At 72.2% G+C, this 14871-nt stretch carries 12 protein-coding genes and 3 tRNA genes; 8 read left to right on the top strand and 7 right to left on the bottom strand.

What is annotated here, in order from left to right; genetic code table 11:
• Positions 1-106 precede the first annotated feature (106 nt).
• Genes purL through purS form a run of 3 tightly spaced genes read right to left on the bottom strand, consistent with a single transcriptional unit; the run spans position 107 to position 3302 of the window.
• The gene (gene purL / locus ACIA6T_RS11885; protein ID WP_399446378.1) at positions 107-2365 is read right to left on the bottom strand and encodes a phosphoribosylformylglycinamidine synthase subunit PurL; all 2259 of its coding nucleotides are present in this window, start codon (positions 2363-2365) and stop codon (positions 107-109) included.
• Complete coding sequence (gene purQ, locus ACIA6T_RS11880; RefSeq protein WP_385056421.1) at positions 2362-3042, bottom strand: phosphoribosylformylglycinamidine synthase subunit PurQ; 681 nt, start codon at positions 3040-3042, stop codon at positions 2362-2364. Before purQ ends, purL begins: the two co-directional genes overlap by 4 nt.
• Positions 3039-3302 carry a phosphoribosylformylglycinamidine synthase subunit PurS gene (gene purS, locus ACIA6T_RS11875; RefSeq protein WP_006133353.1) on the bottom strand — a complete coding sequence of 88 codons (264 nt, stop codon included), beginning with the start codon at positions 3300-3302 and terminating at the stop codon, positions 3039-3041. Before purS ends, purQ begins: the two co-directional genes overlap by 4 nt.
• A 353-nt stretch (positions 3303-3655) precedes the next feature.
• Between purS and ACIA6T_RS11870 the strand changes: the two genes are divergently transcribed.
• From ACIA6T_RS11870 to ACIA6T_RS11835, 8 genes are all read left to right on the top strand, one after another.
• The gene (locus tag ACIA6T_RS11870) at positions 3656-3973 is read left to right on the top strand and encodes an Lsr2 family protein (RefSeq protein ID WP_383347034.1); all 318 of its coding nucleotides are present in this window, start codon (positions 3656-3658) and stop codon (positions 3971-3973) included.
• 148 nt (positions 3974-4121) lie between these two features.
• Positions 4122-4193 (top strand) — tRNA-Gly (locus tag ACIA6T_RS11865).
• Between the two features lie 80 nt (positions 4194-4273).
• Positions 4274-4349, top strand: a tRNA-Gly gene (locus tag ACIA6T_RS11860).
• Between the two features lie 128 nt (positions 4350-4477).
• The gene (locus ACIA6T_RS11855; RefSeq protein ID WP_399446377.1) at positions 4478-5440 is read left to right on the top strand and encodes an ABC transporter ATP-binding protein; all 963 of its coding nucleotides are present in this window, start codon (positions 4478-4480) and stop codon (positions 5438-5440) included.
• Positions 5437-6213, top strand: coding sequence for an ABC transporter permease (locus ACIA6T_RS11850; RefSeq protein ID WP_399446376.1), 777 nt, complete (start codon positions 5437-5439; stop codon positions 6211-6213). The genes ACIA6T_RS11855 and ACIA6T_RS11850 overlap by 4 nt, the downstream gene beginning before the upstream one ends.
• 29 nt (positions 6214-6242) lie before the next feature.
• The gene (locus ACIA6T_RS11845; RefSeq protein WP_399446375.1) at positions 6243-7475 is read left to right on the top strand and encodes a sensor histidine kinase; all 1233 of its coding nucleotides are present in this window, start codon (positions 6243-6245) and stop codon (positions 7473-7475) included.
• Positions 7472-8086 carry a response regulator gene (locus tag ACIA6T_RS11840; RefSeq protein WP_399446374.1) on the top strand — a complete coding sequence of 205 codons (615 nt, stop codon included), beginning with the start codon at positions 7472-7474 and terminating at the stop codon, positions 8084-8086. The genes ACIA6T_RS11845 and ACIA6T_RS11840 overlap by 4 nt, the downstream gene beginning before the upstream one ends.
• Before the next feature lie 22 nt (positions 8087-8108).
• A tRNA-Gly gene (locus ACIA6T_RS11835) sits at positions 8109-8184 on the top strand.
• A gap of 42 nt (positions 8185-8226) precedes the next feature.
• Here ACIA6T_RS11835 and ACIA6T_RS11830 read toward each other — a convergent pair.
• The 4 genes from ACIA6T_RS11830 to purD form a co-directional block, all read right to left on the bottom strand.
• The gene (locus ACIA6T_RS11830) at positions 8227-9126 is read right to left on the bottom strand and encodes a phosphoribosylaminoimidazolesuccinocarboxamide synthase (RefSeq protein WP_399446373.1); all 900 of its coding nucleotides are present in this window, start codon (positions 9124-9126) and stop codon (positions 8227-8229) included.
• 69 nt (positions 9127-9195) lie between these two features.
• Complete coding sequence (locus ACIA6T_RS11825; RefSeq protein WP_399446372.1) at positions 9196-10722, bottom strand: N,N-dimethylformamidase beta subunit family domain-containing protein; 1527 nt, start codon at positions 10720-10722, stop codon at positions 9196-9198.
• A 181-nt stretch (positions 10723-10903) separates the two neighbouring features.
• Positions 10904-13270 carry a hypothetical protein gene (locus ACIA6T_RS11820; RefSeq protein WP_399446371.1) on the bottom strand — a complete coding sequence of 789 codons (2367 nt, stop codon included), beginning with the start codon at positions 13268-13270 and terminating at the stop codon, positions 10904-10906.
• 281 nt (positions 13271-13551) lie between these two features.
• Entirely contained in the window at positions 13552-14814 is a 1263-nt protein-coding gene (gene purD, locus ACIA6T_RS11815; protein WP_399446370.1) for a phosphoribosylamine--glycine ligase, read from the bottom strand.
• Positions 14815-14871 lie beyond the last annotated feature (57 nt).

Raw genomic sequence — 14871 nt, 5'->3', positions numbered from 1 at the left:
GCCCGAGGCGCGTGCGGGACGGGGGCGGTCCGGCGGGGCCGCGCCCTACGCCGCGGCCCCCGTCCGGCGGACCGGGCGGGGGCTGCGTACGGAAGGCGCGGGAGGATCAGGCCAGCAGGGCCGGGATCGTGCCCTCGTGGATCTCGCGCAGCTCGGTCAGGGGGAGTGCGAACTCGCCCTGGAGCTCCACCGTGTCGCCGTCGACGACGCCGACGCGGGTGGCCGGGAGGCCGCGCGCACCGCACATGTCGTTGAAGCGGACCTCCTCCGAGCGCGGCACGGCGACGATCGCGCGCCCCGCCGACTCGGAGAACAGGAAGGTGAAGGCGTCGAGCCCGTCCGGTACGACCAGACGCGCGCCCTTCTCCCCCAGCAGCGCCGACTCGACGACCGCCTGGATCAGACCGCCGTCGGACAGGTCGTGCGCGGAGTCGATCATGCCGTCGCGGGAGGCGGAGATCAGGATCTCGGCGAGCAGGCGCTCACGCTCCAGGTCCACCTTCGGGGGCAGGCCGCCGAGGTGGTCGTGGACGACCTGGGACCAGGCCGAGCCGCCGAACTCCTCACGCGTGTCGCCGAGGAGGTACAGCAGCTGGCCCTCCTCCTGGAAGGCGACCGGCGTGCGGCGGGCCACGTCGTCGATGACGCCGAGGACCGCGACCACCGGGGTCGGGTGGATGGCGGCCTCGCCCGTCTGGTTGTAGAGCGAGACGTTGCCGCCGGTCACCGGGGTGCCGAGCTGCTGACAGCCGTCCGCCAGACCGCGTACGGCCTCGGCGAACTGCCACATGACGGCCGGGTCCTCGGGCGAGCCGAAGTTCAGGCAGTCGGAGACCGCGAGGGGCTTGGCACCGGTGGTGGCGACGTTGCGGTACGCCTCCGCGAGGGCCAGCTGCGCGCCCGTGTACGGATCGAGCTTGGCGTAGCGGCCGTTGCCGTCGGTGGCGATCGCGACGCCGAGGCCGGACGCCTCGTCGATGCGGATCATGCCGGAGTCCTCGGGCTGGGCGAGGACGGTGTTGCCCTGCACGAAGCGGTCGTACTGCTGGGTGACCCACTGCTTGGAGGCCTGGTTGGGCGAGCCCACCAGCTTCAGGACCTGGTCCTTCAGCTCGTCGGAGGTCCCCGGACGCGGCAGCTTGTTCGCGTCGTCCGCCTGGAGCTCGTCCTGCCAGGACGGGCGGGCGTACGGGCGCTCGTACGTCGGGCCCTCGTGGGCGACCGTGCGCGGGTCGACGTCGACGATCTTTCCGCCGTGCCAGAAGATCTCCAGCCGGTCGCCGTCGGTCACCTCACCGATGACGGTGGCGATGACGTCCCACTTGTCGCAGATCTCGAGGAAGCGGTCGACCTTGTCGGGCTCGACGACCGCGCACATGCGCTCCTGCGACTCGCTCATCAGGATCTCCTCGGGGGAGAGCGTCGAGTCGCGGAGCGGCACGTCGTCGAGGGTGACGCGCATGCCGCCGGAGCCGTTGGAGGCCAGCTCGGACGTGGCGCAGGACAGACCGGCCGCGCCGAGGTCCTGGATGCCGACGACCAGCTTCTCCTTGAACGCCTCCAGGGTGCACTCGATGAGGAGCTTCTCCTGGAAGGGGTCGCCGACCTGGACGGCGGGGCGCTTCGACGGCTTGGCGTCGTCGAAGGTCTCGGAGGCCAGGATCGAGGCGCCGCCGATGCCGTCACCGCCGGTCCGGGCCCCGTACAGGATGACCTTGTTGCCCGCGCCGGACGCCTTGGCGAGGTGGATGTCCTCGTGCCGCATGACGCCGATGGCGCCGGCGTTGACCAGCGGGTTGCCCTGGTAGCAGGCGTCGAAGACGACCTCGCCGCCGATGTTGGGCAGGCCCAGGCAGTTGCCGTAGCCGCCGATGCCGGCGACGACGCCGGGCAGGACGCGCTTGGTGTCCGGGTGGTCCGCGGCGCCGAAGCGCAGGGGGTCCACGACGGCGACCGGGCGGGCGCCCATCGCGATGATGTCGCGGACGATGCCGCCCACACCGGTGGCCGCGCCCTGGTAGGGCTCGACGTAGGAGGGGTGGTTGTGCGACTCGACCTTGAAGGTGACCGCGTAGCCCTGGCCGACGTCGACGACACCGGCGTTCTCGCCGATGCCGACGAGCAGGGCGTCGTTCTCGGGGGCCTTCTCGCCGAACTGGCGGAGGTGGACCTTGGAGGACTTGTACGAGCAGTGCTCGGACCACATGACGGAGTACATGGCGAGTTCGGCGCCGGTCGGGCGGCGGCCGAGGATCTCCACCACCCGCTCGTACTCGTCCTTCTTCAGGCCCAGCTCGGCCCAGGGCAGCTCGACGTCGGGGGTCGCGGCCGCGTGCTCGACCGTGTCCAGAGGCGTCCGGCTCATGCGTTGACCAGCTTCTTGAGGATCGAGGTGAAGAACGGGAGGCCGTCGGTGCGGCCGGTGCCGATCAGCGGCTCGACGGCGTGCTCGGGGTGCGGCATCAGACCGACGACGTTGCCCGCCGCGTTGGTGATGCCGGCGATGTCGTTGAGCGAGCCGTTGGGGTTGACGTCGAGGTAGCGGAAGGCGACGCGGCCCTCGGCCTCCAGCTCGTCCAGCGTCCGCCGGTCGGCCACGTAGCGGCCGTCCATGTTCTTCAGCGGGATGTGGATCTCCTGGCCGGCCGTGTAGTCGGTGGTCCAGGAGGTGTCCGTGTTCTCCACCCGCAGCTTCTGGTCGCGGCAGATGAAGTGCAGGTGGTCGTTGCCGAGCATCCCGCCGGGCAGCAGGTGGGCCTCCGTGAGGATCTGGAAGCCGTTGCAGATGCCCAGCACCGGGAGGCCGGCCCTGGCCTGGTCGATGACGGTGTCCATCACCGGCGAGAAGCGCGCGATGGCGCCGGCGCGCAGATAGTCGCCGTACGAGAAACCGCCGCAGAGCACCACGGCGTCGACCTGCTTGAGGTCCTTGTCCTTGTGCCAGAGGGCGACCGGCTCGGCACCGGCGACGCGGATCGCGCGCTGGGTGTCCCGGTCGTCGAGGCTGCCCGGGAAAGTGACGACGCCAATACGAGCGGTCACTTCGCGGCCTCCGCGACTTCCTCGACCCGTACGGTGAAGTCCTCGATCACGGTGTTGGCGAGGAAGGATTCCGCGAGATCGTGGATACGGGCGAGCGCGGCCTCGTCGACCGGCCCGTCAACTTCCAGTTCGAATCGCTTTCCCTGACGGACGTCCGAGATCCCTTCGAAACCCAGTCGCGGCAGTGCGCGCTGCACCGCCTGGCCCTGGGGGTCGAGGATCTCCGGCTTGAGCATGACGTCGACTACGACGCGTGCCACTGGCACTCCCGGTGTGTGGTGCTGAGCAGGTTCCTTCAGACTACCCGCACAAAATTTCTACGCGAGTAGAGTTGTAGGAATCTACGTGAGCGCCGTCACGATTCGGCATCGCCGGGAGACGTCCGGGAAAAGTTCCGGGAAAGATCCCCGTTCACCCGCACATCTCTATTGCGCACCGGACACGCGGACAGATTTAGTCGGGCTTCACATTGCAATGCCGGGCACTGTACAAATGAATTGTCATTAGCAGATACTTTGCCCGATTACAGGCGAACAGCCGACATCTCGACGAGGTACCGGCACGTCATCACGGACGTCCGGACGAGAGATGCCGCACGAAGGGACCGATATTCGTGGCGCAGAAGGTCGTGGTCACTCTCTTTGACGACATCGACGGCTCGGAAGCGGCGGAAACGATCGCCTTCGGTCTGGACGGCAAGTCGTACGAGATCGACCTCAATGAAACCAATGCCAGGAAACTGCGTGCGGCCCTCGAGCCCTACGTGGACGCCGGCCGCAAGCGGTCGCGCTCCGGCAAGGCGTACCGGCAGACGGAGGTCGCCCCCGACCCGGCGGCGGTCCGCGCCTGGGCACAGGCGAACCGGATGGACGTCCCCGCGCGCGGACGGATCCCCAAGAAGGTCTACGAGGCGTTCGCCGCGGCGCGGTGAACAGCTCGGTGAGCCGGACGGGTGACCCGCCTCGACGGCCGGTCACCCGTCCCCCGCGGCAACCGACTTGCGCAGCACCCCCGCTGATCAGCTAGAGTCTGGAGCACGCCGAGGGGCAAGGCCGAAAGGCCCGGCTCACGGAGTACATGCGGGTGTAGTTCAGTAGTAGAACATCCCCCTTCCAGGGGGAAGGCGCAGTGTGCAATTCCTGTCACCCGCTCTGCATCGCCGTACCGATCACGCTTGTGCATCGGGTAGGCTGGTGCTCGCACCGATCAGTGAGAGCTGGTCGGAGGCAATGCGGACGTAGCTCAGTTGGTAGAGCGCAACCTTGCCAAGGTTGAGGTCGCGAGTTCGAGCCTCGTCGTCCGCTCCAGATCAAAGGCCCCGGTCATCGACCGGGGTCTTTGTCGTGTACTCGCTCAAGTCCCGTCTGACATTTGTCATGTCCGGTGATGACAGCCCGCACTGCCGGACCGCCCCGGCCGCCGGGATGCTCGAAGCATGGAAGCGAACGAACACGAACACGTGATCGAGGTCACCGGCCTGCGACGTGTCTACGGGGGCGGGTTCGAAGCGGTCCGCGGGATCGACTTCTCGGTGCGGCGCGGAGAGGTCTTCGCCCTGCTGGGCACCAACGGCGCCGGCAAGACCTCCACCGTCGAACTGCTGGAAGGGCTCGCCGCCCCGGCCGGCGGGCGGGTCCGGGTGCTCGGCCACGACCCGTACACCGACCGCGCCGCCGTACGGCCCCGTACCGGCGTGATGCTCCAGGAAGGCGGATTCCCCTCCGAGTTGACCGTCGCCGAGACCGCCCGGATGTGGGCGGGGTGCGTCAGCGGGGCCCGCCCCGAGCGGGAGGTGCTGGCGCTGGTCGGGCTGGAGTCGAAGACCGGCGTCCGGGTGAAGCAGCTCTCCGGGGGCCAGCGGCGCCGCCTGGACCTGGCGCTCGCGCTGCTCGGCGAGCCCGAGGTGCTCTTCCTCGACGAACCCACCACCGGACTCGACGCCGAAGGCCGCCGGGACACCTGGGAGCTGGTGGGCGCGCTGCGCGACGGCGGTACGACCGTGCTGCTCACCACGCACTACCTGGAGGAGGCCGAGAACCTCGCCGACCGGCTCGCGATCATGCACGAGGGCCGGATCGCCGCCACCGGCACCCCGGCCGAGGTGACCGCGAGCGAGCCGTCCCGGATCACCTTCGAACTGCCCGAGGGCTACTTCGTGGGCGACCTGCCGCCCCTCGCCGGACTGGGCGTGAGCGAGCACACGGTCGACGGCCGGACCGTCCGGCTGCGCACCCGTGAACTGCAGCGGGCGGCCACCGGACTGCTGGTGTGGGCGCAGGGCGCCGGGGTGGAACTGCGCCGGCTGGACGTGCGGTCGGCGTCCCTGGAGGAGGCGTTCCTCGGGATCGCCAAGGACGCGTCGGCGGGGACGACGGCGACGAAGGAGTACGCGGCATGAGCACGACCACGACCACACCGGCGAGCCGGATGACCTCCCTCGCCCGCGCCGAACTGACGCTCCTGGGGCGGAGCAAGGGCACGCTCGTCGCCGCGCTGTTCGTGCCGCTGGTGCTGCCGCTGAGCGTGCGGTCGGCGGCCGAGGAGATGGACCTCGCCGAGGCGGGACTGACCCCCGGCGCCGTCGTGCTGCCCGCCGCCGTCGGCTTCTCCCTGCTGTTCGCCGTGTACTCCGCCCTCGTCGGCGTCTTCGTCGTCCGGCGTGAGGAACTCGTCCTCAAGCGGCTGCGCACGGGCGAGCTGCGGGACGCCGAGATCCTCGGCGGATCCGCGCTGCCGTCCGTCCTCACCGGGCTGGTGCAGTGCCTGGTGCTGATCACGGCCTGCGCGGTGCTGCTGGACATGTCCGCGCCGTCCGCGCCGCATCTGGCCGTCCTCGGCCTGCTGTTGGGGCTCGTGATGTGCGCCGCGCTCGCGGCCGTCACCGCGGCCTTCACCCGGACCGCCGAGAGCGCGCAGGTCACGCCGATGCCGCTGTTGATGATCTCGATGATCGGCTCCGGCATGTTCGTCCCGCTGGAACTGCTCCCCGACCAGGTGGCCTCCGTCTGCGAGCTGCTGCCGCTGACACCCGTCGTCACCCTGGTGCGCGGCGGCTGGACCGGCGGCCTGTCGGCCGCCGAGGCCCTGGGCGCCCTCGTGACGGCGGTGGCCTGGACCCTGCTGGCGGTGTTTGCTGTACGGCGGTGGTTCCGCTGGGAGCCGCGGCGCTGACGTACGCGAGGGTGGGGAGAGGGCGGGACATGAGCAGGCCGGGCGGCTGGTGGGGGCGCAAGAGCACACCGGCGAAGGTCGAGACGTACACGCGGTGGTCGTTCCACTTCATCTGCCTCTCCGAAATGGCCGCGATCGGCCTGCCGGCCTTCGGACAGGTGGGTGGACGGCTCTCACTCGTCCTGTCACTGCCGGTCGTGGTGCACGCCGCGCTGGGCATGGCGGTCGTCTCCCGGGCCCTGGACTGGACCCGCGGACGGCGTCCCCAGCCCCTGCGGCTGCTGTGGACGCACGGTGTCCTGACCGCGGCGCTCGCGGTCGCCGCCCTCGCCGTCGCGGAACACGGGCCGTCGGGCGACGACGTCGACACCGCCGCGGGCTCGGTCTTCGGGGGCGTGCTCTGCTTCGGCGCGGGCATCATCACCCTCGGGGTGCGCGACCGGCGGCGCGTCCTGGCCGTCGTCGGCGGGTTCGTGGCCGGAGCGTTCCTCGTGCTCCTGCTGCTGGGCACGCCCGCTCTCGCCTCGCTGGGAGGGGCCGCGATCGTGCTGGCCGGCGCCGGCTTCCTCGCCTTCACCGCGGTCTTCTCCGTCTGGCTGCTCAACGCCGTCTACGCGCTCGACGAGGCGCGCGAGACCCGCGCCCGGCTCGCGGTCGCCGAGGAGCGGCTGCGGTTCGGACGGGACCTGCACGACGTGATGGGGAGGAACCTCGCCGTGATCGCGCTCAAGAGCGAGCTGGCCGTCCAGCTCGCGCGGCGCGAGCGGCCCGAGGCGGTGGAGCAGATGATCGAGGTGCAGCGCATCGCCCAGGAGTCCCAGCGGGAGGTGCGCGACGTGGTGCGCGGCTACCGGGAGATCGACCTGGAGACCGAACTCAACGGTGCGCGGGGAGTGCTGAGGGCGGCCGGGATCGACTGCGAGGTGAGCGGCGAGACGGGCGGGCTGCCCGGTGAAGTGCAGTCGGCCCTCGGCTGGGTCGTGCGGGAGGCGACCACCAACGTGCTGCGGCACGGGGACGCGAAGAAGTGCACCGTGTCGGTGCGGATGCCTGAGGGGCGTGTGGTGTTGACGGTGCAGAACGACGGGGCGGCGGCTCCGTCCGGGTCGGCCGGCGTGGGCGGCTCGGGTCTGGCGGGGCTGCGGGAGCGGCTGTCGGCGGTGGGCGGCACACTGACCGCCGGAGGCATCGGCAAGGGCGCGTTCCGGCTGGTCGCGGAGGTGCCCCTGAGTACTGGGGCAGCGTTGGAGGTCGCGTCGTGACGGACGTCGTCCGCGTACTGCTCGCCGACGACGAGCATCTGATCCGGGGCGCGCTGGCCGCCCTGCTCTCCCTGGAGGACGACCTCCTCGTGGTCGCCGAGGCGGCCACCGGTCCGGAGGCGCTGGCGATGGCGCGGGCGCACGCCCCCGACGTCGCCGTACTGGATCTGCAGATGCCCGGCGCGGACGGTGTGAAGGTCGCCACATCCCTGCGGGCGGAGCTGCCCGGCTGCCGGGTGCTGATCGTGACCGGTCACGGGCGGCCCGGGCATCTGAAGCGGGCGCTCGCGGCGGGTGTGCGGGGGTTCGTCCCCAAGACCGTCAGCGCCCAGCGGCTCGCGGAGCTCATCCGCACGGTGCACGCGGGAAACCGTTACGTGGACCCCGAGTTGGCCGCCGACGCGATCGCCGCCGGTGACTCCCCGCTGACCGCGCGCGAGGCCGAGGTGCTGGAACTCGCGGCGGACGGGGCGCCCGTGGCGGAGATCGCGGAGCGGGCCGCGCTGTCCCAGGGGACCGTGCGGAACTACCTCTCCTCGGCCGTCTCCAAGCTCGGCGCGGAGAATCGTCATGCGGCGGTCCGTCTCGCACGGGAGCGGGGTTGGGTATAGTGGGTGTCGCGCCACGGCGCATGCGAACGTAGCTCAGTTGGTAGAGCGCAACCTTGCCAAGGTTGAGGTCGCGAGTTCGAACCTCGTCGTTCGCTCCACATGAAGGCCCCGGTCGGTCGACCGGGGCCTTCGTCGTGCGCTCAGCCCCAGGTGGTGCCGGTCAGGCGCTCGTACGCCTCCACGTACTTGGTGCGGGTCGCGTCCACGATGTGCTCCGGCAGCGGCGGCGGGGGCTGCTCGCTCCTGCGGTCCCAGCCCGACTCGGCGGAGGTCAGCCAGTCCCGCACGAACTGCTTGTCGTACGACGGCTGCGCGCGGCCCGGCTCCCACTGCTCGGCCGGCCAGAAGCGGGAGGAGTCCGGGGTGAGCACCTCGTCGGCGATGACCAGGGTCTCGCCGTCGAAGCCGAACTCGAACTTGGTGTCCGCGAGGATGATGCCCCGGTCGCGGGCGATGTCCCGGGCGCGGGAGTAGGCGGCGAGGGTCGCCTGGCGCAGCTGTGCGGCGGTCTCCGCGCCGACCTGGCGGGCGACCTCCTCGTAGGAGACGTTCTCGTCGTGCTCGCCGACGGCGGCCTTGGTGGCCGGGGTGAAGATCGGGGCGGGCAGTTCGGAGCCGTCGACCAGGCCCTCGGGGAGGGCGAGGCCGCAGACCGTACGGGACTCGTCGTACTCGACCAGGCCCGAGCCGGTGAGATAGCCGCGGGCCACGCACTCCACCGGGACCATGTTCAGGGACTTGCAGACCAGGGTGCGGCCGGCCCAGTCGGCGGGGGCGCCATCCGGGAGCTCGGTGCTCAGGACGTGGTGGGGGAGCAGGTCGGCGAGCTGGTCGAACCACCACAGGGAGAGCTGGGTGAGGACCCGGCCCTTGTCGGGGATCTCGGTCGGCAGCACCCAGTCGTAGGCGGAGATGCGGTCACTGGCGACCATCACGAGGTCGCCCGCCTCGCTCCGGTACAGCTCGCGCACCTTGCCGGTGTGCAGATGCACCAGACCCGGAACCTGGATCGGCTCGGGCTTTTCGACGAATCCGGACACGGTTTCTCCTTGTGGTTCTTTCCAAGTGACTCGATTCTCCCGTACGGGGCGAACGGTCGCGGCCCGGGGTCAGTAGCGTTTGCAGATGCGGTCCAGGAGGTTGGCGGTGGCGCGCTGGACGCGGGGGTCGACGTGGCCGGGGCGGTCCAGGGCCGGTGACCAGGCGAAGGTGCCGGAGGCGAAGACCCAGGCGCCGGAGGGGGCCCGGTAGAGGGACGTCTCCTGGTGTTGGCGGACGCCCCGGCGGTCGGTGTACGGGGAGTGGGCGAGCAGCACGCGCTCCTCGTGCTCGGGCAGCGGGGTGCGCGGGTAGTAGCGGTCGGCCTCGGCCGCGACCATGCCCTCGATGCCGTCGCCCTCCTGCGCGCCGGTCGCCTCCCACATCCAGTGGCCGGCGTTGCGGACGATCAGCGGATGCGGCTCCGGGACGGGTCCCGCGTACTGGATGCCGAGCAGCTGCTGCTCGGCGCGGTCCTGTTCCCGCCACAGGGTCGGTCTGCCCGGACCCTGGCGTTTGCGGCAGGTCAGCAGGCGGGTGGGGCCGGACGGTGAGGGGGCGAGCTCCACCTGCCAGTACATGGTGTTGGCGGAGAGGAAGACGAGGGACGTGCCGTGCTCCCGGGCGTCCTCCACGGCGGTGCGCATGGGGGCCGACCAGTACTCGTCGTGGCCGGGGAAGACCAGGCCCCGGTAGCGGGCGGGGTCGATCCGGCCGGCGTGCAGGTCGCGGGCGTCGGCGTAGGCGAGGTCGTAGCCGTAGCGCTCGGCCCAGCGGATGACGTCGTAGGCGTGGCCGACGTGCAGCGGGAGGCCGGCGCCCGCGTACGGGCGGTCGAAGGAGACGGTGGTGGCGGCGTCGGCCTCGCCGAGCAGCCGGCCCTGCTCGTCCCAGGCGTGGTAGAGGCTCGCGCCGGTGCGGCCGTCCTCCGGGTAGAGGTTGTACGCCTGCCAGGTGACGTCGGGCAGGACCAGGAGAAGGTCGGCGGGGCGGTTGTCGCGGACGGTGAACGGGATGTGCGAGCGGTAGCCGTCGGCGGTGGTGAGGACGGCGACGTACGCGCCGACGCTCCAGTACGACGGGACCGGCAGCCGCCAGGACAGCCACCAGTGGTGGCAGGAGACGGTGCGGTCGGCGGTGAGGGGCGCCGGCTGCACGATGCCGGAGAGGCGGGGGCTGGAGGTGATCTTGGTGGCGCCATGGCCGCCGTAGTGGCCGATGCGGTAGACGTCGACGTCGAACGGCTGGGGCGGGTCGACGGTGATGTGGAAGTCGATGGACTCGCCGGGGGCGACCGCGCCGGTGGAGGCGAAGCCCTTGATCTGGCGGTGCACGTCGTCGGCGGCGCGGGGCCCGACGGAGTCGGAGGAGGCACGGGGGGCGGGGATCCTCGGGCCGCCCTGTTTCGGGAGGCGGGCGGCGGCCCGTTCCGTGTCCGTGTACGGCTCCGGGTCCACGTACCAGGGGACGACCTGGCCGCTGTCGCCGAAGTACGTCTCGCTGCCGCGCAGCCACGGGAGGGGGCCCTGTCCGAAGGGGTCGTTCACGGCGTGCGCCAGTGCTCCCGATTCCCAGCGGCGGATCTGCTCCGAACCCATGATCGCTCCCCTCCCTGGTGTTATGTGGTTGTCGTATGTCGCGCGCTCTTGCCAGTGGGCGCGAACGGTCCAAGCACATCACATTGCGCACGCCTTCCGTCACCGTTCGTCTTGAATTGACCGAAACCGGAAGGGTGAGCTCCGGAGCTCCGGGGGGAGGCAAAAGAGGCGGGGCGTCGGCTCAGACGAGCCGTACGGGCTTCTCCGGGCGTATGCCCTGCCGGGTCAGCCACAGCCGGAGGGCGGAGGGATCGCCGTCCTCGATGAGGGCCAGGACCTGGGAGGAGAGGTCGGTGGCCCGTGCGCCCCCGAGGAGAAGCGCGGGGCCGTCGAGCCAGTCGAGGCCGGGGGTGGCACCCGCGGTGTCCATCGCGGCGCAGCAGACCATCGCCGCGATGTGATCGGCGAGCAGCTCACGTGCGGTGCGCGGGGGCTGGAGCGGGAAAAGGGGGAGCGCCTGGTCGTCCCGGAGGGGAACGGTGTCCGCGCCGGCAGCGGAGAATCCCGCCGCCCCCTCCCGGGCCAGCTCGGCACTCAGCCGGACGGCGAGAGCGGCACTGCGGGGGGTGGCACCGGCCAGGTCCTCGTCATCGGGGTCGGGAGCCGAAGACAGGCCGAGACCCGTGACCGGCTCAGCGGGCCGGGCGGAGGGCGCGGCCGGGGCGGGCTCAGCGGGTGAGCCGGGCTCCGTGGAGGAGCCGGGCTCCGTGGAGGAGCCGGGCTCCGTGGAGGAGCCGGGCTCCGTGGAGGAGCCGGGCTCCGTGGAGGAGCCCGGATCCGTCGACGGGACGGGTTCCGTGGGCGGGATGGGCTCCGTGGACGGGACGGGTTCCGTCGACGGGACGGGCTCCGTCGACGGGACGGGCTCCGTGGACGGGACGGGTTCCGTGGACGGGACGGGTTCCGTCGACGGGACGGGCTCCGTCGACGGGACGGGCTCCGTCGACGGGACGGGTTCCGTCGGCGGGATGGGCTCCGTGGACGGGGCGGGCTCCGTCGGCGAGGGCGGCTCCGTGGACGGGCTGCGGTCCATGGGTGAGGCGGGCGCCGTAAGAGAGTCGGGGTCCGTAGGGCGGGCGGGCGCCGTGGACGAGGCACGGTCCGTGAACGGGGTGGCGGAGTCGCCCGACGGGTGCGACTCGGACGAGGCGGGATCCTCAGGTGAGGCGGGCGCCGTGGGCGGGACGGGCGCCGTGGACGGGCTGCGGTCCGTGGGTGAGGCGGGCGCCGTAAGGGGGCCGGGGTCCGTGGGGCGGGTGGGTGGGGTGGTCAGGTGGGCCAGGACTCGGGCGAGGGTGGGGCCGCCGGGGGCCGAGGGCTCGCCGGGGGCGGGCGTTACGTGGAGGGCGGCCAGGACGCGGTGGAGGCGGGCGGCGTCGGTGCGCCACTTGCGGTCGACGACCTCCTCCGGATAGTCGCCCCAGTGCACCGGGGACCAGTCCGGACCGGTTTCCGCGGGCCCGCCGTGGAAGAGACGGGCGGCGAGGAGCGAGGCGGCCTCGTCCACCGTGCCGGGCTCTTCCAGCAGGTCACAGGCCGGACGCTCGCCGAGACGGGAGGCGAAGCCCTCCGCCAGCCGGTCCCGACGGGACAGCTCGGTCAGCGCCGCCACCACCCCGGCGTTGAGCCGCGAGGGCCAGCGGCCCATCCGCCAGGCCGGCAGCGCCACCCGGGTGAGCAGCCGGTCCCAGCCCGCGTACGCCAGCCCCACCTGCTCCTGGGCGACGATCCGCAGCCCGTAGTCCACGGCCTGCGCACGCTCGGCCGCCGCCGCGGCGACCCCGCGCTCCATCTCGGCGGCATGCCCCCGGCAGCCGCGCAGCAGCAGACGGGCGACCCGGCCGACGCCGGCGAGCACCCCGCGGACCACCGGCCCCCGGCGGGGCGCCGAGGACACGGCCACCGCGGCGTCCAGCCCCCGCACGAAGCGCCGGGCGGCGGCTATGTCCGGGTGCGCCGACGGTCCCGTACCGGCGACGACCGGGGCGAGGACCGCGCGCAGCTCGCCCACCCGCATCCACCACAGGAACGGGGAGCCGATCACCAGCACGGGCGCGGCGGCGGCCCTGACCCGGGCGGGCTGCCCCGCACCGGCTATGTCACCGTGCTCCTCGGCGGGCGGGGGTCCGTGGGCCGGGTGGGTGCGGTCCTCCAGCCAGCTGTCGCAGTCCGGGGTGAGCGCTATCGCGGAGGGGGCGGGGACGTCGAGCCGGTCGGCGAGGTCGCGCACCATCCGGTACAGGTCCGGGGCCGAGTCCTCGGCGATCGGGACCGTGGGGCTCATGGCGGGCCGGGCCCGCGCGACGACCAGGGCGACACCGGTGGCGACGAGCAGGACCAGCACCGCGACCGGTGTGAGGAGCCGGCGGGCGAGGTCCCAGCCGCCGCCCGGCAGATGGCCGGTGGACCCGCCGACGAGCAGGATCACGGCGACGGCGGCCGGCAGCAGCGCGACGGCCAGCGCCCGGCTCCGGACGCGCAGCACGGCCAGCGCGTGCGACCGCGCGGTCCGCGCGCCCGTCTCCGCTCCCGCTCCGCTTCCGCTCATGGCCCGTCCTCACCCCCTCCCGGCGGTCCTGAATGCTGTCTCGGCGTTGCCCACTCCCCCACTGTGGCACCCGTCACCGACATCGCAATGCCGATGGGGCCAAGTGCCGGAACGCTTGCGCGGCACCATAGTTGGGGCCCCGGTTCTCGTCAGCCGGATGGCGTATCGCTCACCCGATGGAATGGCTTTGGGGAAAGGTGGACGACGGACGGCAAGGGTCAGGCCCCGGATCCTGAGACGGATCCGGGGCCTGCGGGGTTCATCGGCGTCGAGCGCCCGGCTTACGCCTCCCGCGCCTCCCGCGCCGCCTTCGCCGCGATGTCCGTACGGTGCTGGGAACCGTCGAGGCCGATGCGGGACACCGCACGGTAGGCGCGGTCGCGGGCCTCGGTGAGGTCCTTGCCGGTCGCCGTGACGGACAGCACGCGCCCGCCCGCGCTGACGACCGCGTCACCGTCCCGCTTCGTCCCCGCGTGCAGCACGTACGCGTGCGGGGCGTCCTGGGCGGCGACCTCGTCCAGACCGGTGATCGGGTCGCCGGTGCGCGGGGTGCCGGGGTAGTTGTGCGAGGCGACGACCACGGTGACCGCGGCCTCGTCGCTCCAGCGCGTCGGCTCCAGGTGGGCGAGGTTGCCGGTGGCGGCGGCCATCAGCACGCCGCCCAGCGGGGTCTTCAGCCGGGCCAGGACCACCTGGGTCTCGGGGTCGCCGAAACGGGCGTTGAACTCGATCACGCGGACACCGCGCGAGGTGATCGCCAGACCGGCGTAGAGCAGCCCGGAGAACGGGGTGCCACGACGCCGCATCTCGTCCACGGTCGGCTGGAGAACCGTCTCCATGACCTCGTCGACCAGCTTGGGGTCGGCCCACGGCAGCGGGGAGTACGCCCCCATGCCGCCGGTGTTCGGACCCTCGTCCCCGTCCAGCGCGCGCTTGAAGTCCTGGGCGGGCTGGAGCGGTACGACCGTCTCGCCGTCGGTGATCGCGAAGAGGGACACCTCGGGGCCGTCGAGGAACTCCTCGATCACCACGCGCTCACAGGCGCCGGCGTGCGCGCGGGCCGCCTCGACGTCGTCGGTGACGACGACACCCTTGCCGGCCGCGAGCCCGTCGTCCTTGACGACGTACGGGGCGCCGAACGCGCTGAGGGCCGCGTCGACCTCCTCGGGCGTCGTGCAGACGTAACTGCGGGCGGTGGGCACGCCGGCCCCCGCCATGACGTCCTTCGCGAAGGCCTTGGAGCCTTCGAGGCGCGCGGCCTCCTTGGAGGGGCCGAAGACCGGGATGCCCGCGTCGCGCACGGCGTCGGCGACACCGGCGACGAGAGGCGCCTCCGGGCCGACCACCACGAGGTCCGCACCGAGCCGCGCGGCCAGCGCGGACACGGCCGCGCCGTCGAGGGCGTCGACCTGGTGCAGCTCGGCGACCCCGGCGATGCCGGCGTTGCCGGGGGCGCAGTGCAGCGCCGAGACGTCGGGGTCGAGGGACAGGGAGTGGCACAGGGCGTGTTCGCGGGCGCCGCTGCCGATGACGAGGACCTTCACGGGGTCAGCCTAACGGGAGACGGCGGATTCGTTTTGTGCGGGCTTCCGAAGGGGCGA

The organism is Streptomyces sp. NPDC051740, assembly GCF_044453165.1.
GTDB classification, from domain to species: domain Bacteria; phylum Actinomycetota; class Actinomycetes; order Streptomycetales; family Streptomycetaceae; genus Streptomyces; species Streptomyces atrovirens.
This window is presented reverse-complemented; position numbering and strand designations above follow the sequence as displayed.